Raw genomic sequence first — 21629 nt, 5'->3', positions numbered from 1 at the left:
GAGTGTTTTTATTCTTCATAAGCCCAATCGATGCCTTGCTTGCCATCGCGAACGACAATACCCAAGGTTTTCAGGTCGGCACGGATGGCATCTACTTTATCGTATTGCTTTTGGGCTTTAGCTTCGGCGTAGTGTTTCAATATAATGTTGAGCAGGGGCTCGAAAGCTTCGGGGCGTTCCTCTTTCATGCCCAATATATTTTCCCACAACAAAGGCATTTCTGTTTGCAGGCGGGCAAATACTTCGGGCGCTACTTCGCCAATAGCGTCGGCTTTGGTGCGAAACTGATTTACCTTCTTCACCAACGCCTGCAGGTGGGTGAGGCACAGTGCCGTATTCAGGTCATCGTAAAGGGCAGCCCATGCCTTGTTGAGCTCTTGTGTAATTTCTTTTTCAAGTTTTTCGTTGCGTTCTTTGGCAACCTCTGGATAGCGCATCTGCTTCAAATCACGGATGGCGTTCAGCAGCTTGATATACACCTTGCGTGCGGCTTGTAGCGCTTGGTCCGAGAAGTCGAGCGTGCTTCGGTAGTGTGCCAGCAACAAGAACAGGCGCACGGTCATGGGAGTATAAGGCTGCGAGATGAGTGGGCTGTTGCCACTGAACAACTCTTCAAGGGTGATGAAGTTGCCCAATGACTTGCTCATCTTCTTGCCTTCTATGGTAATTAGGTTGTTGTGTAGCCAGTAGCGCACCGGAGATTTGCCGTTGTTGGCGGCTTTGGCTTGTGCTATTTCACACTCGTGGTGCGGAAACACCAAGTCCATGCCGCCGCCGTGGATGTCGAAGGTCTCGCCCAAATACTTGGTACTCATGACGGTACACTCCAGATGCCAGCCGGGAAAGCCAGCGCCCCAAGGTGAGTTCCAGCGCATGATATGTTCGGGGTTGGCTTTTTTCCAAAGGGCAAAGTCAGCGGGGTGGCGCTTTTCTTCTTGCCCTTCGAGGTTATCGCGGCTGTTGGCAAGCTGCTCTTGGGGGTCACGCCCCGACAGCTCGCCATAGGGATGGCTTTGGGCATATTTGGGCACATCGAAATAGACCGAGCCGTTTACTTCATATGCCCATCCCTTGTCTATGATGCGCTGTACCACTTCTATTTGTTCAAGAATATGTCCAGTTGCTGTTGGCTCTATGCTCGGGCGCAGCACATTGAGCCAATCCATCACGCGGTGATATTTCACTGTGTAGCGTTGAACTACTTCCATGGGTTCGAGCTGCTCCAGCTTGGCACGTTGTGCAATCTTATCTTCGCCGTGGTCGCTGTCGTCGGTGAGGTGCCCCACGTCGGTGATGTTGCGCACATAGCGTACTTTGTAGCCCATATGCTGAAGTAAACGGTAGAGCACATCGAAGACTACTGCGGGGCGGGCATTGCCCAGATGTGCGTCATTATATACGGTGGGACCACACACATACATGCCCACAAAAGGAGGGTTGAGCGGTTCGAACAGTTCTTTTTGCTTAGTTAAGGTATTGAAAAAATATAGTTTTTGTTCTTGACTCATAGCTTAGGCTATTTCCCGTTTGTTTTTTTGAATGACAAAGCTAAGAAAAAAGCGCTTGTTATTGGAGGAATCGATTGTATTGCCATGCGCATCATGAGCTGCTTTTGTAGCTTGCTGTCGGTGTAAGGGCATGCAATGTCGGTGCGAGTCCTTCTTCAAGTGTGGCAAATGAAAAGCCACGTGCCAAAGCGGCTTCTATGATGGCAGGCAGCAAGCGTATCATGCGTGGATATGCTTTGATGCTGTCGTGAAAGACAAGGATGCTGCCATGGCGCAACAAGGGCTTTAGTTGGGGTATCAGAGCATCTGCCTGCAGGCGTGGGTCATAATCATGGGTGAGGATGTCCCACATGACGATGGCATAGTCTTTTCGCAAGGCACACAACTGTTTAGGCGTGATACGCCCATAAGGCGGACGAAACAGACGCGGCAAGGCAGTGCCTGCTGTGTCTTCCATCACATGACGGCACATGCTCACTTCTTTGAGGTAATGGGTGAGCGAAGTCTGCCAGCCTTTCACGTGATGAAAAGTATGATTGCCTACTGTATGCCCGGCACGCAGCACTTCTCGGAACAAAGCCGGGTGTTTGCGCACATTGTCGCCTACACAAAAGAAGGAAGCTTTGACACCATAGCGGTCGAGTACATCGAGTACATCGGGGGTAGCTTCGGGCACAGGACCGTCGTCGAAGGTCAAGTACAGCGTAGGCTGCTCATGTAAGGGCTTGGGTATCTGCCAGTAGCAGGAAGGAAACGCATGGCGCAACAGGGCAGGAGTACGAAAGAAGGGCATAGGCTTGTGTGTCAAGGCATTAAAACGAAAAGAGCAAAGGAAGTGACGCAAAAATTGCGCCACTTCGAACATCTTTTACACTACAATATTGATGATGCGTTTGGGTACGATGATGACTTTTTTAGGGGTTTTACCATCCACCCATTTTTGCACCACTTCGTTTTGCAAAACCACCTTTTCTATTTCTTCTTTGGGGATATCCAAAGGCAGGGTGATTTTAGTGCGCATCTTGCCATTGATAGATACGGGATACTCGAAGCTGTCTTCCACCAAATAGCTTTCGTTATATTCGGGGTAGGGGGCATCTACCACCGAACTACTGTGCCCTAAGGCATGCCAGAGCTCTTCGGCAAGGTGCGGGGCATAGGGCGACAAAAGCACCACAAAGGGCTCTAAGATGGCTCTTTTATGGCATTTGAGGCGCTGCAGCTCATTGACCAACACCATGAAACTACTTACCGGTGTGTTGAGCGAGAGCCGCTCGATGTCTTCGCTTACACGTTTGATGGTTTGGTGCAGCACCTTCAGCTCTTCCTTGGCAGGCGCTTCGTCGTTTACTATGAGTTGTCCTTCTTCATCGAAGAATAGGTTCCATACTTTGCGTAAGAATCGGTAAACGCCATCAATGCCGTGGGTATTCCATGGCTTGGAGTGTTCGAGTGGTCCCAAAAACATCTCGTAGAGACGCAGGGTATCTGCACCATACTCGGCAACGATGTCATCGGGGTTTACTACATTATGGCGCGACTTGGACATCTTTTCTATCTCGTAGCCACAGATGTACTTGCCGTCTTCGAGAATGAATTCGGCGTCGGCAAGGTCGGGGCGCCAGCGGCGAAAGGCTTCGGTGTCTAGTACATCGTTGTTTACCAAGCTGATATCCACATGCATAGGTACCGTGTCGTATTGGTCTTTTAAGCCATAAGACACGAAGGTATTGGTATTTTTGATGCGGTACACGAAATTTGAGCGCCCCTGAATCATGCCTTGGTTGACGAGCTTTTGGAAGGGCTCGTCGAAGGGGAGCCAGTGGCGGTCATAGAGAAATTTAGTCCAGAAGCGGGCGTAAAGTAAGTGCCCCACGGCATGCTCGGTGCCACCTATGTACAAGTCCACATTTTTCCAGTAGTCGATGGCTTCGGGCGAAGCAAAGCGTTCGTCGTTGTGTGGGTCGCAGTAACGCAGAAAATACCAAGAAGAGCCTGCCCAACCCGGCATAGTATTTAGTTCGAGGGGATAGCCGTTGGGACTTACCCAGTTTTCGGCACGCCCCAAGGGCGGGTCGCCATTTTCGGTGGGTAAGTATTTGTCTACGGGGGGCAGTTCCAGAGGTAAGTATTGCTCATCGAGCGGGTAGGGAATACCGTCGCGGTATTCTATGGGGATAGGTTCGCCCCAATAACGTTGGCGTGCAAAGACGGCATCGCGTAGCTTATACTGCACTCGGCGGCGTCCCAAGCCACGTTTTTCTATCTCTTCAATGGCTTTTTCTATAGCTGACTGCCAGTCAAGCCCGTTGAGGAAATCCGAGTTGATGAGGCGTCCATGCTTGATTTGGGTAGGGTCTTCGAGCGCTTCGGTGCCTTCAATAACAGGTATGATGGGCAGTCCAAAGTGTTTGGCAAAGCGAAAATCGCGGTCGTCGGAAGAAGGCACCGCCATCACGGCGCCAGTGCCATACCCTGCCAGTACGTAGTCGCCTACCCATACGGGAATAGGCTTGCCTGTGAAGGGGTGGGTTGCATAAGCACCCGTGAAGACCCCCGACACATGTTTGACATCGCTCATGCGGTCGCGCTCCGAGCGGTTTTTGGCTTCCTCTACATAAGCCAACACTTCGTTACGTTGTTCTTCGGTGGTGATGCGCTCGACCAGTTCATGCTCGGGTGCCAGTACCAAGAAGGTAACGCCGAAGATGGTATCTATGCGGGTAGTGAACACCTTGATGAACAGATGTTCTTTACCTTGTAAGGGGAATTTGACTTCGGCGCCAAAGGATTTGCCTATCCAATTGTGCTGCATCTCTTTGACAGCTTCGGGCCAGTCGATGCGTTCTAAGCCTTCAAGTAGGCGTTCGGCATAAGCAGTGATGCGCAGCGCCCACTGCCGCATTTTTTTCTTCACGACAGGGTGTCCGCCACGCTCCGACACGCCGTCTTTTACCTCATCGTTGGAAAGCACCATGCCCAAGGCGGGGCACCAGTTCACGGTCATGTCGTCGAGGTAGGCAAGGCGGTAGTCGAGCAAAATTTCTTGCTTTTTGCGCTCATCGAATGATTGCCATTCTTGGGCTGTAAATTGGGGGGTATCTTCGTTGCAGTGTGCGTTCAGGTGTTGGGTTCCGTGTTTTTCGAAGTGTGCAACGAGGGTTTCTATGGGTTCTGCTTTGTCGGTTTGCTTGTTGTACCACGAGCCAAAGAGCTGGAGGAATATCCACTGCGTCCATTTATAATATTTGGGGTCGGAAGTACGTACTTGGCGGCTCCAGTCATAGGAAAAGCCGATGGAGCGCAGTTGTTCCTTATAGCGTGCAATGTTCTTTTCGGTGGTGATGGCAGGGTGTTGCCCGGTTTGTATGGCGTACTGTTCGGCAGGCAAGCCGAAGGAATCAAAGCCCATAGGGTGTAATACATTGTAGCCCTTGTGCCGCTTATAGCGCGCTATGATGTCGCTGGCTATATAGCCCAGCGGGTGCCCCACATGCAAGCCGGCACCGGAAGGGTAGGGGAACATATCGAGCACATAGTATTTGGGCTTACCGGGTACTTCCTGCACACGGTAAACTTGCTGCTCTTCCCAATATTGCTGCCACTTTTTTTCTATTTCGGCGGGTGTATATGCTTTCATATCTGTGTTTGATGGTCTATGAATCAGGGGGCAAAGTTACAAATAGATTAGAGCTGAAACAAAGCCATGACTTGCTTAAGCCGAAAAGCAATAAATGAAAAAAGCGGTGCAAGAAAGCGCACCGCTGGTGGTATGTATCTAAAAGGGGGTTTTTCCTTAGGCAATAGCCAAACGTTTGAATGCAACTACTTTGGCGGTGGGAGCTGCTTCTTTCAGTACTTGAGCAACCGTTTTTTTATCGTCTTTTACAAACTGTTGGTTCAACAGCGTGTGCTCTTGGAAGAACTTATTTAGTTTGCCCTGAGCAATCTTTTCGATGATATTCTCGGGTTTGCCTTCTTGACGTGCCTGTTCGCGACCTACTTCCAATTCTTTTTCCACGATGGCAGGGTCCACATCGTCTTTGTCGATGGCGATGGGCTTCATGGCTGCGATTTGCATGGCAATGTCTTTGCCGGTTTCGCTGAGGTCTGCACCTCCTACACCTTCGAATACCACCAATACACCTACTTTTTCGTTGCTGTGCAGATATTCGACGATTTTTTCGCCCGTATAAAATACGTAATCGCTGATGGTGAGTTTTTCACCAATTTTACCTATCAACTCGGTGATGGCTTCTTTTGCGGTTTGCCCGGAAGCCAGTGTCAAGTTTTCTACTTCTTCTTTGGTTTTAGGTTTGTTTGCTTTGACGGCTTCCAAGATAGCTTTCCCCAAGCTGCGGAACTCGGTATTTTTGGCTACGGGTTCAGTTTCGCAGCTGAAAGCAAAAGCGGCTGCTTCGGTACCGTTGTTGTAAATAAATACAACGCCTTCTTTGGTTTCGTTGTCGGCACGCTTAAGTGATATTTTCTCTCCTTTCTTGCGAAGAATTTCAATAGCTTTATCAAAGTCGCCTTCGGCTTCTTGCAGGGCTTTTTTGCAGTCCATCATGCCCATGCCTGTCATCTGGCGCAGTTTGTTTACATCTTGTGCTGTGATTGCCATAGTATTTGTTGTTTTTTATGAAATAGTTAAGACTGGGTTTTGTGTTTTAAAAGGCAAGCCCATCAACGTGCAATTGATGGGCAGCCATGTTTATATGTAAAAGAGCATTTGCGGTGTCAATAGAAGGAAGAAAGGTGGCTTATTCTTCCTCGTCATGGCTTTCGGGTGCATTCTCTAAGTCAGCACCTTCATCCATAGCGCGCTTTTTGTTTTCTTCTGCTTGAAGCTTTTGAGCTTCTTTTTCTTGCTTGCGCTCTTGTTGCGCTTCTTCAATGACATCGCCAATGTAGTTGACAATCAATTCGATGGATTTGTAGGCGTCGTCGTTGGCGGGGATGGGGTAGTCCACGCTGGTGGGGTCAGAGTCAGTGTCCACCATAGCAAATACAGGGATACCCAGGCGTTTGGCTTCTGCCAAAGCGATGTGCTCGCGATGGATGTCCACGATGAAGAGTGCACCGGGCAGACGGTTCATTTCCAAAATACCGCCCAATACTTTTTCCATCTTTTCTTTCTTACGCTCCATCATCAAGCGCTCACGCTTGGTCAAGTTTTCGTAAGATTCGCTCTTCATGAGCTTTTCCAAGCTGTTGAGCTTTTTGATGGACTTGCGTATCGTGCTGAAATTGGTGAGCATGCCACCCAACCAGCGTTCGGTTACATAGGGCATGCCGGTACGCTTGGCTACTTGCTCCACGATTTCGCGGGCTTGCTTTTTGGTAGCCACAAAAAGGACTTTCTTGTTGCTGCGTACAACGCCTTTCATTGCTTTGGCTGCCTCGTCAAGAGCAACCAACGTTTTGTTGATATCTATTAAGTGGATGCCGTTCTTCTCCATGAAGATGTAAGGTGCCATTTTGGGGTTCCACTTGCGTTTCAAGTGACCAAAATGCACCCCGGCTGCCAATAGGTCTTTATATTCCAATTTCTTTGCCATATTTCAAGAGTATTTTTAAGTAAGCAGTTTGCAGGATTAACGTTTGGTCCACTGGAAGCGTTTTCTTGCTTTTGCACGACCATACTTTTTGCGTTCCACCATACGGGGGTCACGGCGCAAGTAGCCTTCTTCTTTGAGTGCTGCACGGTACTCAGGGTTGTATTCCACCAGTGCACGAGCAGTAGCCAAACGGAAAGCCTCGGCTTGCCCTGCGATTCCGCCACCGTCCAAGTTGGCTTTTATGTCGAATTTGCCGGCTTCGTTGACCAAGGTCAATGCCTGCATTGCCACTGTGCGCAATACTTCTGTGGGGAAGTACTCCTCGAAGGGGCGCCCGTTGATGGTGATGACACCACTGCCCGGCTTCATATAGATACGCGCTACAGCAGTCTTTCTACGTCCTATTGTATTGATAACTTCCATGATTAGTATTTCAGTTTATATTCCTTAGGTTGTTGTGCTTGATGCGGATGCTCTGCTCCTTCGTATAAATGCAAGTTCTTGAACAACTGACGACCCAAGCGGTTTTTGGGCAGCATGCCTTTCACAGCTTGCTCCACAAGACGGGTAGAAGATTTGGCTTTCACTTGCTTGGCAGTCAAAGCACGTTGCCCCCCCGGATAGCCTGTGTAGCGGATGTAGAGCTTTTCATCCCATTTTTTGCCGGTGAATCGCACCTTGTCGCAATTGATAACAATCACATGGTCGCCACAGTCCACGTGAGGGGTGTAGAGAGGCTTGTGCTTTCCACGCAGGAGATGCACAATTTGGCTTGCCAGGCGACCTACCACGGCGTCGGTAGCGTCCACCACGAGCCACTCTTTTGTAACCGTATTTTTATTTGCCGAAACGGTTTTGTAACTCATGTACTTCACGGTTCTTCTCGTTTTATAGTTTATTTAATAGGTCATACCCTTTCAAAAAAGGACACAAATATAGGCACGTTTGACACTAACATGCAAATTTTCAACTCTTTTTTGCATGTCGGTCAAACATGGGGGCAAATTTACGAAAACTTTTAAGATTTTTACTATGAATGCGTTAAGTTTTTTGCAGGTGTTTGCCTAAGCCTCTCGCCATTGCCCAAAGGCGTGCGGCGCAGGGCATGTGGCTTCGTTTTTTTTGACGTGCTCAAGAATGTGAATTCTAAAAAAAAGAACAAAAGTGGTAACCCAATTATTCTGAGTGCAGAATATTTTTTAAATTAACCCGTAAACACAAAAAAACATTTTAAAAATACCAAAAACACAGTTGCTTATGGACGTGTATATCTATGAAGCCTTGCGCACACCGCGGGGTAAAGGAAAAACCGATGGGGCATTGCATGCCACACAGCCAGTGCATTTACTTACTACTTTGCTGCGTGAGCTGAAAGAACGTCTGCAGTTAGATACTGCCGAAGTGGACGATTTCATTGCCGGTTGTGTAACACCTATTGGCGAGCAAGGTGCTGACATAGCCCGTACGGCAGTGTTGGCAGCCGGCTATGCCGAAACTGTCACTGGGGTGCAAATCAACCGCTTTTGTTCTTCGGGTTTGGAAGCCATCAACATGGCTGCCGCCTATATTGCTTCGGGGCAGGCACAACTGATGATAGCCGGCGGGGTGGAGTCCATGTCGCGAGTGCCTATGGGCTCAGACGGTGGTGCTTTGTTTACAAGTCCCGAGATAGTAGGAGGCTTGCAGATTGTGCCGCAGGGGATTTCGGCAGACCTGATTGCCACCAAGTACGGCTATGACCGCCCTCAGTTGGATGCCTTTGCTGTAGAGTCGCATCAAAGGGCAGCTAAGGCATGGGCAGAAGGTTATTTTAAGCGTTCGGTTGTGCCGATAAAAGACATTTTGGGGCACGTGATACTTGACAAAGACGAAACCGTGCGCCCCGATACCTCTTTAGAAATCATGAGTACGTTGCCGCCTTCTTTTGCTATGATGGGGCAGATGGCAGGCTTGGATGCTCTGGCTATTGAGAAGTACCCTAAGCTTGAGCGCATAGAGCATGTGCACCATGCGGGCAACTCGTCGGGCATTGTAGATGGGGCAGCGGTGGTGTTGTTGGGCAGCAAAGCCATAGGTGAAAAGCTGGGGTTAAAGCCGCGTGCTCGTATCAAGGCATTCACCACCTGCGGTTCGGAGCCAACCATTATGCTGACAGGACCCATACCCGCTACCGAGAAGTTACTCAAACGAACGGGCATGCAAATATCGGACATAGACCTTTTCGAAGTGAATGAAGCCTTTGCGGTAGTTCCTTTGCTTTACATGGATACTTTCAATATTCCGCACGACAAAGTGAACGTCAATGGCGGTGCCATTGCCATGGGGCACCCTTTAGGAGCTACGGGCGCCATTTTGCTCAATACCCTGATTGATGAACTCGAGCGGCGCCAGTTGGCTACGGGCTTAGTAACGCTCTGCATCGGCGGTGGCATGGGCATCGCTACTTTGGTTGAAATGGTATAACCTAAAAAATGCAAGGAAGTCATGATTCAATATACAATCAAGAAAGGGGTAGCCGTGCTCGACATCAATATGGAGGGCTATCCGATGAACGTACTCAATGAGGAATCTATCAAAGCGCTGGGTGAAGTCCTTGAGCGGGCACTCAGCGACGACGCAGCCAAAGGAATTGTGATTACTTCTTCAAGGAAGGAGTTTGTGGCAGGTGCCGATTTGAAAATGTTGCAGCAATCGGCAGATGTGGAAACTACTTACCAGATGATTCGGCAATTGCACAATATCTTTCGCCGCATGGAAACCGGGCGTAAGCCTGTGGTGGCTGCCATCAATGGTACTGCCCTGGGGGGAGGCTATGAGTTGGCTCTGGCTTGCCATCGACGCATAGCGCTCAATCATGAAAAAATACAAATAGGCTTGCCCGAAATACAGATAGGCTTGTTTCCGGGAGGCGGCGGCACACAACGTCTGCCACGCCTGATTGGCATAGAGCCAGCTATGCAGTTTATTTTGCAAGCCAAACGTATGAATCCGCAAGAAGCGCTGAAAGCCGGGCTGGTAGATGAGCTGGCAGACACAAGAGAGGAGCTGTTGCAAAAAGCCATCGACTGGGCGCTGGCAAACCCTTCAGCGTTGCAGCCCTACGACGAAATAGACAAAAAAGGCAAGGTCGTGGGCAAGAAAGACTATAGGATACCGGGAGGCAATGTGCAAAGTCCCAAAGGAGTGCAGACCTTCATGGCAGGAACGGCGCTGTTGGTACAGAAGGTGCATTTCAACTATCCGGCAGCACATGCTGTCATGAAGTGCCTCTATGAAGGGCTGCAGGTGCCCATAGATTTAGGTTTAGACATAGAAGCAAAATATTTTGCTCAAATAGCCCAAACCAAAGAGGCAAAAAACATGATTCGCACCTTGTTTTTTGCCATGAACGAAGCCAATAAAGGGGCGGCAGCCCCCCAAGGAGTAACACCCCGTGAGGTGAAGAAAGTAGGCATCTTAGGTGCCGGCATGATGGGCTCGGGCATAGCTTACGTGAGTGCTATGGCAGGCATTGAGGTGGTGCTCAAAGATGTGTCAGTAGAAAAAGCAGAGAAAGGAAAGGACTACTCCCGCGAATTACTTAAAAAAAGTGTGGCACGTGGCAAGATGAACCGAGAGCAGGCAGACCAAGTGCTGGCGTTGATTCGCCCCACGGCTGATGCTGCAGACTTAGCAGGTTGCGACTTGGTCATAGAAGCCGTATTTGAAGACAGAGAATTGAAATACAAAGTAACGCAAGAGGCAGAAGCATTTCTTGACGAACGGGCTGTTTTTGCTTCCAATACTTCTACCTTGCCCATCACTTCGCTGGCAGAAGCAAGCCGCCGTCCGGAGCAGTTCATCGGGCTGCATTTCTTCTCGCCGGTCGATAAGATGATGCTGGTGGAAATCATCATGGGCGAAAAAACAAACGATTATGCTTTGGCTACCGCCATTGCTTATGTGCAGAAAATTCGTAAAACACCCATTGTAGTCAACGATTCGCGCGGCTTTTACACCTCACGATGCTTTGGCACATACACCTCAGAAGGCATCACCATGCTTGCAGAAGGGATAGTGCCGGCGCTCATAGAGCATGCCGGCGAGCAGGCTGGCATGCCGGTGGGACCTCTCGAAGTAGCCGATGCCGTCAATCTGGATTTGATATATAAAGTAGGCAAACAAACCGAGAAAGATACAGGATTGGCTTTCTCTTCTTTACCCGAAGGCAAGGTGATTATCAAGTTTGTGGAGGAGCTGGGGCGTACGGGGCGCCGCGACAAAAAAGGCTTTTACGAATATCCGGAAAATGAACCCAAGCGTCTATGGAAGGGGCTGCAGGAGCTGTTCCCACCCAAGGCGGAGCAACCACCCATAGAAGAACTCAAAAAACGCCTATTGTACCGGCAGGCGTTGGAAGCAGCTCGCTGCTTTGAAGAGGGTGTGGTGCGCACCCGCCGCGATGCCGATGTGGGCTCGATTCTGGCATGGGGATTTCCGCCTTATACAGGGGGCGCCCTTTCATTTATTGACTACGTAGGCATTCAAACCTTTGTAGCAGAGCTGGAGCGCTTGGCTAAGACTTACGGCGAGCGCTTTACACCTACCGACGCTTTGCGTGAAGCCGCCGCTAAAAATGACTATGCAGGCTATATAAACCGTTGGAAATAAAAGACGCTTGTATTGAACGACCTTTCGTACAGCTAAAAGTGCTGCCTTACGGAAGGTCGTTTTTTTGTTTTAACAACCTGCTGTCTTGGAAGAAACACGCTTGTTTTTTTTGAGCTGAGTACATGTTTTAGGTTGTCGTCTCTTGCTATTTCGAACGAAGTGCAAGCGTAGTGAGCAATCTCGTTATCCCAAGCCATAAAAAGCAGGTAGATTTCTCGCTTGCGTTCGAAATAACAACAAAGGGCGCCCGAAACAACCTTGAAGCGTGGGGGGATAAGATTACAAAAGGAGAGGGGAAGCAAGGGCATGCTTTTGGGCAATGATTTTACCTTAATGCTTGCTTTCTCTGACACTTTTTTATTTTTCCTACTTTTACCATGTAAATCAACTTTTTTAGGTAAGTGGACACATGCAAGAGCGTTTGTATTTTTTTGCGGTGGTGCCACCCGAACCCTTGTACTCGGAGGTGCGGGCAATGAAAGAAGAAATTCGTGATTTGTTTGGCTGCTCGTGGGCGTTGCGTTCACCTGCTCATATTACTTTGTACATGCCTTTTCGCATGAACGAAAGCGAAGAGGCGCAGTTGGTAGCATCGATACGCCGTTTTGCAGCTCCTTTTGAACGCTTCCGCCTGTATATTGACGGTTTTGACTGCTTTCGCCCGCGTGTGTTGTTTTTACATGTAGAGCCATCGGGCGCTTTGCAAGGTCTGCAGGCTTCGCTTTGTGCCTACCTGAAAGAGGCACATGGCATTCATGACCGCCGCATGGAGCGCCCTTTTCACCCGCACATGACCTTGGCGCATCGCGATGTGTCGCCCGCTCAGTTTGAGGAGATGTGGGCTTATTACAAAGACAAACCTTTTTCTGCCAGCTTTGAAGTAAAAGGTTTCTATTTGCTAAAGCATGAACACAAGCAATGGAAAGAACATGTCTTCTTTCCATTTTCCGGTGGGAATTAGGGCAGCAGGTAGGGCAAATACTCGGCAGGGAGTGCCCATTGGGTTGATTCTTCTGCAGTAGGTAGCACCAACAAACCGGAATCAAGCAACTGGTGGGGCTTATGCGAAAAGGCGGCAAGGCATGTGCTTGCTGCAAAGAAGCACAGCCTTTTTCAAATTACTGATGCAAAAGCGCCTGCCTGTATTGTTCGAGCAGCTTCCGGTAGTACTGTTCCGTGCATTGCAGTTCATGACGGGTAAAACCGAGGCAACGAGCTATTTAGTGCCTGTCTTTTTCTGTGGGGCGCTCCCGCGCTTGTTGCAGGCAGGTGAGTGCTCGAATATTCTATGCCCTTGGCAATGTATCGGATTTATTGTTTTCCGTATTATCCTCAGCCAAAAAGTTTTTGTATCGCTGGTAAAGATAGGATGCAATCAGTAGAACACCGCCAGATGCAATAAATAAAATAATGCGGTTGAGTGTGGCTTCGGTGCGGATGTCCATAAGCAATATTTTCAAAACAGAGAGCAATGCAAGCAGAACCCCCAAGCGCCGGCGATTGTAATGCTTTTGACGGACGCCCGTGTAAATCCAAAAAGCCGCAAGCAGCAACCACGACAAGCTCAACACAAAACGCAAGCTGAGGTCAAGATGAAATTGATAAGTTGCATTGTCTGTCGGTTGCATGGCTATCATATAAAAGCCGATGGCTTCCATACTGCATATAAGCAGCAGTCCTATTTCTCGAAGGTAGAAGTTTGCTTGCACATAGGCTTTTGGGTAGTTGCCTTGCGACAGCTGCTTTTTTTGATGAAGCAGCAATCCCCAGAATGCCGCATAAACTGCATAGCGCCACAACCATCCCCAAGGTGAGGCGCCTTTTATGAATATATGCCATGTGATGTTTTCTATGCTTGCAAGGCATCCGATAAAAGCAAAGGTGGCGAGTGCAGGTACCCAGCCATAACGTATGGGCAGCGGAAAGACCAGCCCGGCACGTTTTTCTGCCCAGTGGGTTACGGCTAAATAATAAACCACACTGAAACAAAAGATGAGCGGAGAGCTAAAGGTGTTATCATAGAGGTTATTCAGCAAAGCAAAGTTGATAAATTCAACTGTTGAAAACCAAAAAGTGAAAATGAAGAAAATGGTGAGACCATTTTGCAGTTGGCTGTCTGGTACTGTAAGCCGTCGGCAAAGGTAGCCCATGCTTGCAATGACAGCCCAATGACTCAGTAGTTGCCACCAGAGCAATTTGTTTTCTTCAAACTGAAGGCTTTGTGTTAAACCAGATAGCAGAAAAAGCCCCCCAGTGATGTAGTAGATGACCTGCCAGTAAGTGGCGGTATGGTTATGGGCAATGAAATACAGTGCGGCAGCTCCAAATAAGTAAAGAGAAGTCCACGGAAATAGGCGCCAAAAGTCGTTTTCTACTCCTATGGGTTCGCCCGTAGCAAAGTCAGGCAATAGCAGCAGATGAAGGGTGCCAATGGCAAACAAAGCAGCAAGCAGACGGAAAGCCGGCAGCGAGGCATGCATCAGGCGGGGAAGTGGCAGATAGTGCCAAAGCAATTCGTGCAGCATCAGGAAGGCAGCAAAGGTGGCAGGTACCATCCAGTTGCCCTCATAAAGGGTTATTGTTAAGACAAAAGCCAAGCCTATGTTGGAAAACAAAAACCACAGAGCCAAAGACAACTTCTCTGCTGCGTATCTATAAGTTAAAAGCAAAAATACGACATGATACAGCAGGCTATACCAAAGTACGATGAGGGTCATTGACGTTTTTTGTCCGTATGTGCTGATACCGAAGGAAACTTCGAATATCACCCAAACAAGCAAGAAAAGAGAAGCTATCAGGAAAGAGAGCAGCAGCGTGCGCCACCAATACAGACGCAGGGCAAGCAGCGAAATACCTGTGTTCAAAATGCCTATGTAAGTGAAAATAAGCAAGCTGTCTGCATGCAGTCCTTGTAAGGGGACCAGCACCATATAACCTCCCACAAATCCCAGTACCCCGATAATCTCTTCACGGTAGCGATACGCATACCAGAGAAATACAAGCATATTCACTACCAGTAGAGCGATGCCTCCCCAGTGATTGAGTGCATAATGGTTTACAGCATAAAGCGAAGTAATAAAACTAACTACGGCAGCACCTGCCACCCACACCGAAGCATAGCGGACACTCAAAGGGCGTTGGCGAATGCCGATTGCCAGCAAGCTAAGAGCAGTTACATAGCCCAGCACAATGCGGACAGCCGGGGTAAGCCAGCCGTGGTCTATGGCATAAGCAAGTAGTAAAAGCACCCCCAGCACAAACAGTACGATACCCGCAAGAGTAAAGCCTTTGCGTACGAGTGTTTGCTCCCAGTGGTTTGCCTTGGATTTTGAACTGTTTTCTGGACTGCCTGTGTGGGCGCCATCACTTGTGTTTGCCAGTCGCTCATAGCTTTCTTGAAGACGCGTCAGCTCTTGTGTGATGGCTCTGATGCGCTTTTCGGTTTGAGCATCGGGGGTATCTACTTCCAGTAGCTGTTTGAGCTCCTGGCGATGGTTTTGTATTTTCTGCTTTAGGGCTTCGAGCTGGGATGCTTTCATGGAAAAACGTGATGTTTTAGTACATGAATTTGCACAAAAACAATCAATTAGACAAATCGCTGTGTCTGTGTTGTTTGTTGCCTGTAAAAGATTACCCAAAACAATTTGCTGTTATGCCTTTGCTACCCACGCTGCGTGGTCTTATAGAGAGAATGGCGTTGTAAAGAAGCTATGCCCGAAGCCGACAGTTTCTATATTCGTATCCCTATTACCAGTACATCATCGGTTTGTTCGAGGCTGCCTTTCCACTCATGAAAATTGCTCAGCAAAAGCTGCTCTTGTTCTTGTGTAGGCAGGTCGGCAATTTTGAGGAGCAAATGACGGAAGCGTTTGAGCATAAATTTGCGATTTTCGCTAATACCGAACTGGTCGGCAAAACCGTCGGTAAACAAATAAAGCATATCGCCTTTTTTCAATTCTATACTTGTTTCGGTGAAGCTGAACGAGCGCTTGCCATGCGGAAAACCTACGGGGAAGCGGCTGCCTCGCAGTGTCTGTATCTGCTGGTCGCGTATCAGAATCAAGTCCATGTGAGCACCTGCAAACAGTAATTTTTTCTCTTTCAGATTCAAACGGCACATAGCCATGTCGGCGCTTTGGTTCTGAAGCCTTTTCCCTTTCCAATTGATGGTACGTTGCAGATGAAAATCCAGAACATTAAGAATTTGTGCGGGGGCGCATATTTTACTTTCCTGTACTATTTGGTTGAGCATGGAAAGGCACAGTACGGTCATCAGGGCGCCGGGCACCCCATGTCCTGTACAATCGCCTGCTGCCAGTAAAACCTCGCTGCCTGTTTGCGGAAACAAGCTGGGTACCAAACTCATCCAATAAAAGTCGCCACTGACGATGTCTTTGGGAAGATAAATTACAAACGACTGAGGGAAAGCACTACGAAGCAGCTTGCTGTCAGCCAAGAGGGCTTCCTGCAGGTGGCGGGCATACTGTATGCTTTCGGTGATTTGCTTGTTTTTTATTTGAATTTCTTCATAGGCTTCGCGCAGCTTGATGTTGTTGAGGCGGTACATTTCCGTTTCGTGTTCGGCACGCTCTATGGCAAAACTGATTTGCAAGCGCTTGAGGCGTGTGTTGGCGTCTTCTCCAATCACTTCTTCTTTTAGTTGAATGTACTGTTCTAGATGATAGAGGGCTTTTTTACTGTCATCGATGGCTTTATAGACTTGGGCAAGCAACTCATGGATGCGATACAACTTGGGCTTGGCTTGTATGTTGGATGCTATTTCCAGCGCATGAAACCCTTCTTTTAGAGCCTTGTCGTAGAGTTTTTTATGATAAAAAAGCCAAGCTATTTGCAGCTTGCTGTTGATAATGGAGCCTTTGGCACCTAATTTTTGGCGTATGCTCAGCGACTCTTGGGCGTATTGCAGAGCTTTTTCGTACTGTTTTTGTTGCATGAGAATGTAGGCAATATCATGCAACGAACGGGCATAGCCACTTTGGTCGCCTATTTTCTGTTGAAGGCGTATGGCTTGGTTTTGCATGTGCAGGGCATTGACTATGTCGCCTTCTCTTTGATAAAGCCGTCCCAAGCCGTTGTAGCAGCGGGCAGCACCTCCAGTTTCTTGGTGTTGTTCAAATATAGAAAGAGCTTTCTCGTAGTAGGTCATAGATAAACGGGGCTCCTTTAGTTCTAAATAGAAGCTGGCTAATACATAGCTTGCCCATGCATAGCTTAAGTTGCGCTTATTTTCACATGAATGCATTGCTTCCAATACATAAGCGAGGGCTTTTTCATACTCACCGGTGTGCCAGTAGGTGAGCGCCAGCCGGCTCAGTGTGAGTGCCAAGCCGTCCGAGTGGTTTATGCTTTGAAACAAACGCTTGGCTTGCGACAAGCGACTGATAGCATCTTCGTATTGTGCCAGCAGGAAGTGATAGAACCCCAGATGCATGGAACTCCATGCCAAGCCAAAATCGTAAATGCTGCCGTCCGAAAGGCGTATAGACAGGCGGTTGGCATGTTGTGCTAGTTGAATAGCACGCCGCAGGTCTATATCACGCAAAGACCAGCTAAGCTCATTGAGTAAGTCTATTTGTCGTTTTTCTTCTTGGGTTTCTTGTAGGGCACGCTCCAGTTCAAGAATTTTCTGGTTTATCATAAAGTTGTTGGCTGTTCAATACAGAAAAGTATTTTTTTGTTTTTGCCTTACATTTTATTGATTTTTTGCATAAAAACAAAATTATGTTTTTCTTTTTTTATGTTATGAACTTTGTTATGCAAGGTGTCATTCGTTTTTACAAAATTTAGCCGGAAGATGGCTCATACCTACAGCCTCGATAAATCAGTCTTATGAGTCGGTCGTGCGCTTGTTCTTTCTTTAAACTGCTGTTGGTATAGGTAACCATCCACTCCGTAATTTCTCGAAACGCTCTCCTTTTACCGGATGAAAGAGAGTAAGCGCAAAGCGCTCTTTTCCTGTCAAAATCGTTGTTTACATTCAGCCGTCTTTACGTTGGTGGTATTTTGAATGGGTGCGTGGCTGGTATATTATCGGGTAGGTTTTTGTATGTCGCCATAGAGTACTGCTTCGCTGAGCGGCAGCAAGGCAATAGGAGCAACAGATAGACAATTTTTGTAAATTCAAGCTATCTTATGAGAGTGAATGAAAACAAAGTAATCCTCTTAAAATGCATAAAGGATGAATTTTCAGATGGATTAACCACAATAAAATTATGCGTATCAAACACTTTTCCCTTCCCTTGGCTGCGCAGTTATTTCAGGCATTCTCTGACGAAGCCCGCTTGCGTATCATACATTTATTGTGGCGCAACGGCAAGATGACTCCTTCTGATTTGGAGTTGATTTTAGATTTTTCACAAAGCAAAACCTCGCGCCATTTGGGATATCTGCGCAATGCTGGCATTGCACGTGCCAATCGCATAGACCAATGGGTTTTCTATTCCATGAAGGAAGAGGTGCGTGGGGTAGTGGAGCAACTGCTGTCTTTGGTAAAAGACCCCGTACTCCAGCAAGACCAGAAAATATATAAGACACTGTTTTCGAACCGTGAGCTTTCGCTGTGGAAGGTGGAACCTCACAAGCGTGGGCAGTTCTTTCTCGAAGAGATGAAATTAAACCACTGATTTTATGCATCATGACATCCGCCATATTGTCTTTGACCTAGACCACACCCTGTGGGACTATGAACGCGCTTCGGAAGAAACCCTGTGCGAGCTATTCGAGGAGTATGGAGTGGGGCGCTATTGCCAAGACTTCGAGGACTTTTTGAGGGTTTTCAGGCAGGTCAATCATATGCTATGGCAAGCATACAATCAGGGGCAGATAGAACAGTTCGCACTACGGCGTGTGCGTTTTGTACATATATTTGAGCGCTTGGGCATTCCCTTGGCTTGGGCAGATGATTTTGGGCAGCAATATGTACAGCGTTGCCCCCACAAGCCTTATACCTTGCCTTATGTACCACAGGTGCTCACAGACCTGCAAAGCCGCGGGTATGGTCTGCACATCCTCACCAACGGTTTTGCCGATGTACAGCACATTAAGTTGCGTTCGGCAGGCATCGAGTCTTTCTTTCATACGGTAGTTACCTCCTGCAGGGCGGGGGCAGCCAAGCCACAAGCTCGGGCGTTTCATTATTTCATGGAAACCGTGGGCTGTAGCCCGGAGCAGTGCTTGATGATAGGCGACAACTGGGAGGCAGATGTATGCGGGGCGCTTCAAGTGGGCATGCATGCTTTGTGGTATAACCCCAAGCACTTGGAGTCGCCGCAAACAAGCTTACAGATAAGCTGTTTCAGCCAGCTGCCTTTGTTTTTGAATGAATAAAGAGCCTACGGACTGTCATGCACTTGTTAAGTCTTTGATAATCGCATAATTTTGCGCTTTACAGCAGTGACTCTATGGCAAAGAAAATCATTGTATTAGGTGGAGGCGAGAGTGGCGTGGGGGCAGCCCTTCTGGCAAAACACAAGGGCTATGAGGTCTTTTTGTCCGAAGTGGGACAGCTCAAAGCCGAACAGAAAACACTTCTTGCTCATTTCGGCATTCCTTACGAAGAAGGAGGGCATAATTTAGAAAAAATCTATACTGCCGATGAGGTGATAAAAAGCCCGGGCATTCCTAACGAACTGCCGGTAGTACAAGGCATTGTGGCACGAGGTATTCCGCTCTTATCGGAAATTGAATTTGCTGCACGTTTTACTCGTGGCAAGCTGTTGGCAATTACGGGCAGCAACGGAAAAACCACCACCACCTTGCTGTTGCATCATCTACTCACCCACGCAGGCTTCGATGTCGGTTTGGGTGGAAATGTAGGAGATAGCTTTGCGCGCCGTCTGGTCGAAGAAGGCGACCACGATTATTGGGTATTGGAACTGAGCAGCTTTCAACTCGAACACTGCTACGATTTTCATCCTTATGTGGCTATTCTTACTGGGCTGTCGCCCGACCATCTCGACCGCTACGGCGGCTCTTATGAAGCATATGCCGAAGCGAAGATGCGCATATTTCGTAATCAAACAGCTGCCGACTATCTCATCTTTAATTATGAAAGCAAAGACCTACGCTTTGCCATGGCAAAACACCGCATTGAGGCAGTGCGCATCCCAGTGGCATATACCAAAAAAGAAAATTTGCCTTTTGGGGCATGGGCTACGGCTGCCGGCTTGACGATGGAATTGCCAGACCTACCACCGGCACTTATAGAGTGGAACCACTTGAAATTGTCGGGAAAACACAACCTGACCAATGCTTTGGCGGCACTTGCGGCTGCCATGCTTGTGGGCGCTTCGCCTGAAAAGCTGAAAGAAGGCTTGGCTTCTTTTGGAGGTGTGCCGCATCGTATGGAGTTGATAGCCGAAATACAAGGGGTGCGCTTCATCAACGATTCCAAAGCTACGAATGTGGAGTCTGTATTCTTTGCTCTGGAGGCTTTCCCTGCTTCACCCCATATCATTTGGATTGCCGGTGGGGTGGATAAAGGCAATGATTATAGTATGTTGGATGAGCTGGTGTGTAGCCGCGTGAAACATTTGATATGCTTGGGCATCGACAATGCCAAGTTGCGCGCACACTATGAATCTAAGGTGAAGTGTAGCGAAGCTCGCAGCATGGAAGAAGCCATCTCCTTAGCGGCAAGTATAGCGCAGCCCGGTGATGTAGTACTCTTGTCGCCGGCTTGTGCCAGCTTCGATTTGTTTAAAAATTACGAAGACAGAGGTGAGCAATTCCGGCGTTGTGTACAGCTGCTAAAACCTCTTTATTCAAAAGCATAAACCATGAGCAATTTTAGCAAAAAGATAAACACGAATTGGAAACCGGTGGTAGGCATCACCATGGGGGATTACAACGGCATAGGTCCAGAAATTATATTAAAGACTTTGGAAGACAGCCGTATCTTGCAGTTATGTACCCCCGTGATATATGCTTCTATGAAGGTGCTTTCGCGTTATCGTCGCCTGTTGAACTTGCCCGAGTGGTTTATTCACCAAGTCAAGAGCATCGACGAAATCACCCACAAAAAGGTGAATTTGGTCAATTGTTTTTCGCTGCAAGAAGAAGTGGAACCGGGCAAGGTAACGCCAGCAGCGGGCGAAGCTGCTTTTCTTTGCTTAGAGCAGGCAACCAAAGACCTTTTGCGGGAGCGTCTCGATGCAGTAGTGACCTGTCCTATCAATAAAAAGAACATTCAAAACGAACACTTTCAATACCCCGGGCATACCGAATACTTTGCCGATAACACAGGGCAAAGCGATTATCTCATGTTTATGATTCATGAGCGTATAAAAGTAGCGGTGGCAACCGGGCATGTGCCTATCAAAGAGGTGGCTTCTGTTTTGAATGAAGAAAAACTGCGCACCAAGTTGCAACTCATGATAGAAAGCTTGCGCAAAGACTTCGCAGTACTCAAACCGCGCATTGCCGTTCTGGGGCTGAACCCCCATGCCGGCGATGAAGGCTTGATTGGTGATGAAGAAATCAGAATCATTCGCCCGGTGATTAAAGACCTCAAACGCCAAGGACATTTGGTATTTGGACCCTATCCTGCCGATGGTTTTTTTGCGCAGCATCATTATACCAAGTTTGATGCCGTCTTGGCGATGTATCACGACCAGGGACTGATTCCTTTTAAGAGCATTGCAGGCTTTGAAGGGGTCAACTTTACTGCCGGTTTGCCTGTGGTACGCACCTCGCCTGACCACGGCACTGCCTATGAGATTGCCGGAAAGGGCATAGCTGACCCCACTTCCTTGTTACATGCACTGTTTTGGGCATGCGATATAGCCAAAATTAGGCGCTTTGAACACCTTATTGAAATTTCTGATTAGTTTGCAGTTGCTAAAAAAATGCATAAATTTGCCACTCGCAATTTTTGTGCATGAGCAAAAAA

General features: G+C 48.1%; 16 protein-coding genes. 7 read left to right on the top strand and 9 right to left on the bottom strand.

Translation table 11 applies throughout. The features are described from left to right. Positions 1-8: 8 nt before the first annotated feature. The 7 genes from cysS to rplM all read right to left on the bottom strand — a co-directional run bounded on the left by cysS (position 9) and on the right by rplM (position 7944). A complete protein-coding gene (cysS, locus tag FHS56_RS05025; RefSeq protein ID WP_166918754.1) occupies positions 9-1508 on the bottom strand; it encodes a cysteine--tRNA ligase in 1500 nt (499 codons plus the stop codon). A 91-nt stretch (positions 1509-1599) separates the two neighbouring features. After that, positions 1600-2301 (bottom strand): polysaccharide deacetylase family protein, encoded by a 702-nt coding sequence (locus tag FHS56_RS05020; RefSeq protein WP_166918753.1) that lies wholly within the window; start codon positions 2299-2301, stop codon positions 1600-1602. Between the two features lie 75 nt (positions 2302-2376). Continuing rightward, a complete protein-coding gene (gene leuS / locus FHS56_RS05015) occupies positions 2377-5148 on the bottom strand; it encodes a leucine--tRNA ligase (protein ID WP_166918752.1) in 2772 nt (923 codons plus the stop codon). Positions 5149-5304: 156 nt separating this feature from the next. Further along, entirely contained in the window at positions 5305-6132 is an 828-nt protein-coding gene (gene tsf / locus FHS56_RS05010) for a translation elongation factor Ts (protein ID WP_166918751.1), read from the bottom strand. A 139-nt stretch (positions 6133-6271) separates the two neighbouring features. Next, positions 6272-7069, bottom strand: a complete 798-nt coding sequence (gene rpsB, locus FHS56_RS05005; RefSeq protein ID WP_166918750.1) for a 30S ribosomal protein S2 — start codon at positions 7067-7069, stop codon at positions 6272-6274. 36 nt (positions 7070-7105) lie between these two features. Next, a complete protein-coding gene (rpsI, locus tag FHS56_RS05000) occupies positions 7106-7492 on the bottom strand; it encodes a 30S ribosomal protein S9 (protein WP_038030024.1) in 387 nt (128 codons plus the stop codon). Between the two features lie 2 nt (positions 7493-7494). Further along, the gene (rplM, locus tag FHS56_RS04995) at positions 7495-7944 is read right to left on the bottom strand and encodes a 50S ribosomal protein L13 (protein ID WP_166918749.1); all 450 of its coding nucleotides are present in this window, start codon (positions 7942-7944) and stop codon (positions 7495-7497) included. Positions 7945-8326: 382 nt separating this feature from the next. Here rplM and FHS56_RS04990 point away from each other — a divergent pair, with 382 nt between their 5' ends. From FHS56_RS04990 to FHS56_RS04980, 3 genes are all read left to right on the top strand, one after another. Then, a complete protein-coding gene (locus FHS56_RS04990) occupies positions 8327-9532 on the top strand; it encodes an acetyl-CoA C-acetyltransferase (RefSeq protein ID WP_166918748.1) in 1206 nt (401 codons plus the stop codon). A 21-nt stretch (positions 9533-9553) separates the two neighbouring features. Next, a complete protein-coding gene (locus tag FHS56_RS04985; protein ID WP_166918747.1) occupies positions 9554-11719 on the top strand; it encodes a 3-hydroxyacyl-CoA dehydrogenase NAD-binding domain-containing protein in 2166 nt (721 codons plus the stop codon). 409 nt (positions 11720-12128) lie between these two features. After that, a complete protein-coding gene (locus FHS56_RS04980; RefSeq protein ID WP_166918746.1) occupies positions 12129-12680 on the top strand; it encodes a 2'-5' RNA ligase family protein in 552 nt (183 codons plus the stop codon). Positions 12681-13005: 325 nt separating this feature from the next. Here FHS56_RS04980 and FHS56_RS04975 read toward each other — a convergent pair whose 3' ends face one another. Beyond that, positions 13006-15258, bottom strand: a complete 2253-nt coding sequence (locus FHS56_RS04975; RefSeq protein WP_166918745.1) for a DUF2339 domain-containing protein — start codon at positions 15256-15258, stop codon at positions 13006-13008. Between the two features lie 191 nt (positions 15259-15449). Beyond that, positions 15450-17378 carry a tetratricopeptide repeat protein gene (locus tag FHS56_RS04970; protein WP_166918744.1) on the bottom strand — a complete coding sequence of 643 codons (1929 nt, stop codon included), beginning with the start codon at positions 17376-17378 and terminating at the stop codon, positions 15450-15452. 574 nt (positions 17379-17952) lie between these two features. Between FHS56_RS04970 and FHS56_RS04965 the strand changes: the two genes are divergently transcribed. The 4 genes from FHS56_RS04965 to pdxA all read left to right on the top strand — a co-directional run bounded on the left by FHS56_RS04965 (position 17953) and on the right by pdxA (position 21567). Next, complete coding sequence (locus tag FHS56_RS04965) at positions 17953-18363, top strand: ArsR/SmtB family transcription factor (protein ID WP_166918743.1); 411 nt, start codon at positions 17953-17955, stop codon at positions 18361-18363. Between the two features lie 4 nt (positions 18364-18367). Then, on the top strand, positions 18368-19066 hold the full coding sequence (locus FHS56_RS04960) for a YjjG family noncanonical pyrimidine nucleotidase (protein WP_166918742.1): 699 nt from the start codon (positions 18368-18370) through the stop codon (positions 19064-19066). 74 nt (positions 19067-19140) lie between these two features. Beyond that, positions 19141-20514: a UDP-N-acetylmuramoyl-L-alanine--D-glutamate ligase gene (murD, locus tag FHS56_RS04955; protein WP_166918741.1), complete on the top strand. Its 1374-nt coding sequence runs from the start codon at positions 19141-19143 to the stop codon at positions 20512-20514. 3 nt (positions 20515-20517) lie between these two features. Continuing rightward, positions 20518-21567: a 4-hydroxythreonine-4-phosphate dehydrogenase PdxA gene (pdxA, locus tag FHS56_RS04950; RefSeq protein WP_166918740.1), complete on the top strand. Its 1050-nt coding sequence runs from the start codon at positions 20518-20520 to the stop codon at positions 21565-21567. Positions 21568-21629: the final 62 nt, after the last annotated feature.

This window comes from Thermonema lapsum (assembly GCF_011761635.1).
GTDB lineage: Bacteria > Bacteroidota > Bacteroidia > Cytophagales > Thermonemataceae > Thermonema > Thermonema lapsum.
This window is presented reverse-complemented; position numbering and strand designations above follow the sequence as displayed.

Excerpts from the sequence above, each read along its gene's own strand:
- cysS (WP_166918754.1), bottom strand. The coding sequence starts at position 1,508 with ATGAGTCAAGAACAAAAACTATATTTTTTCAATACCTTAACTAAGCAA.
- FHS56_RS05020 (WP_166918753.1), bottom strand. The coding sequence starts at position 2,301 with ATGCCCTTCTTTCGTACTCCTGCCCTGTTGCGCCATGCGTTTCCTTCC.
- leuS (WP_166918752.1), bottom strand. The coding sequence starts at position 5,148 with ATGAAAGCATATACACCCGCCGAAATAGAAAAAAAGTGGCAGCAATAT.
- tsf (WP_166918751.1), bottom strand. The coding sequence starts at position 6,132 with ATGGCAATCACAGCACAAGATGTAAACAAACTGCGCCAGATGACAGGC.
- rpsB (WP_166918750.1), bottom strand. The coding sequence starts at position 7,069 with ATGGCAAAGAAATTGGAATATAAAGACCTATTGGCAGCCGGGGTGCAT.
- rpsI (WP_038030024.1), bottom strand. The coding sequence starts at position 7,492 with ATGGAAGTTATCAATACAATAGGACGTAGAAAGACTGCTGTAGCGCGT.
- FHS56_RS04990 (WP_166918748.1), top strand. The coding sequence starts at position 8,327 with ATGGACGTGTATATCTATGAAGCCTTGCGCACACCGCGGGGTAAAGGA.
- FHS56_RS04985 (WP_166918747.1), top strand. The coding sequence starts at position 9,554 with ATGATTCAATATACAATCAAGAAAGGGGTAGCCGTGCTCGACATCAAT.
- FHS56_RS04980 (WP_166918746.1), top strand. The coding sequence starts at position 12,129 with ATGCAAGAGCGTTTGTATTTTTTTGCGGTGGTGCCACCCGAACCCTTG.
- FHS56_RS04975 (WP_166918745.1), bottom strand. The coding sequence starts at position 15,258 with ATGAAAGCATCCCAGCTCGAAGCCCTAAAGCAGAAAATACAAAACCAT.
- FHS56_RS04970 (WP_166918744.1), bottom strand. The coding sequence starts at position 17,378 with ATGATAAACCAGAAAATTCTTGAACTGGAGCGTGCCCTACAAGAAACC.
- FHS56_RS04965 (WP_166918743.1), top strand. The coding sequence starts at position 17,953 with ATGCGTATCAAACACTTTTCCCTTCCCTTGGCTGCGCAGTTATTTCAG.
- FHS56_RS04960 (WP_166918742.1), top strand. The coding sequence starts at position 18,368 with ATGCATCATGACATCCGCCATATTGTCTTTGACCTAGACCACACCCTG.
- murD (WP_166918741.1), top strand. The coding sequence starts at position 19,141 with ATGGCAAAGAAAATCATTGTATTAGGTGGAGGCGAGAGTGGCGTGGGG.
- pdxA (WP_166918740.1), top strand. The coding sequence starts at position 20,518 with ATGAGCAATTTTAGCAAAAAGATAAACACGAATTGGAAACCGGTGGTA.